The 862-nt window shown below is 57.5% G+C and carries 2 protein-coding genes; both read right to left on the bottom strand.

Annotation, left to right across the window (positions count from 1 at the left end):
• The coding region (locus U4012_RS35575) for an S-adenosylmethionine synthetase N-terminal domain-containing protein (RefSeq protein ID WP_321804554.1) at positions 1–324 on the bottom strand (324 nt) is incomplete at its 3' end.
• A gap of 243 nt (positions 325–567) precedes the next feature.
• Positions 568–862 (bottom strand): adenosylhomocysteinase (locus U4012_RS35570; protein WP_321804551.1); only part of this gene is annotated, 295 nt, incomplete at its 5' end.

The raw sequence follows: 862 nt of genomic DNA, 5'->3' as shown, positions 1-862 counted from the left end.
AACGCCTTGCGCGATGTCCGGCGACTGCTTGTCGTACGCGACGAGCACCGCGCAACCCTTGTAGTCGATGCCGTAGTCGGTGTTGTCGTAGCCGATGCGCTTGATGGTGTCGCGCGCGATCTGGATGTAATCGATGTTGGCCGTCGTGGTGATTTCACCGGCCAGCACGACGAGACCCGTGTTGCACAGCGTTTCGGCCGCAACGCGGGAGTATTCGTCCTGCTCGAGGATGGCGTCGAGAATCGCGTCCGAGATTTGGTCCGCGACCTTGTCCGGATGGCCTTCGGAGACGGATTCGGACGTAAAGAAATAGTTGTTCGCCATGTTGTTAACTCCAATAGTTGGGTTACGCCAGGTGGTTGATATCGCATTGACTGGTGTGTCGACGTTCTCCGCAATCCCGAATGCAGGCGGTCTTCGCTGTTCCCATCGGATAAACGAGTCAAATGAGGAAACATGGACATCCCGATTACATGCAAAACCCTGGCATATCGGTAAGACCGAGCGTACGTAACAGACTCATGCCCAGTTGAACGGACCTTTTGATGGGATTCGTTTCTTGATTATCTAATAGCGATAATAGTCCGGCTTGAACGGGCCGTCCTTCTGCACGCCGATGTACGAAGCCTGCTCGTCCGACAGCACGGACAGGTTCGCGCCGATGCGCGCGAGGTGCAGGCGCGCCACCTTTTCATCGAGATGCTTCGGCAGCACGTACACCTTGTTCTCGTACTCGTTGCCGCGCACGAACAGCTCGATCTGCGCGAGCGTCTGGTTCGCGAACGAGTTCGACATCACGAACGACGGGTGGCCGGTCGCGCAGCCGAGGTTCACGAGGCGGCCTTCGGCCAGCAGGATCACG

The organism is Burkholderia sp. BCC1988, assembly GCF_905339895.1.
GTDB lineage: Bacteria > Pseudomonadota > Gammaproteobacteria > Burkholderiales > Burkholderiaceae > Burkholderia.
Note: the sequence above shows the minus strand (reverse complement) of the source record. Positions and strands in the feature narration are given on the sequence as shown.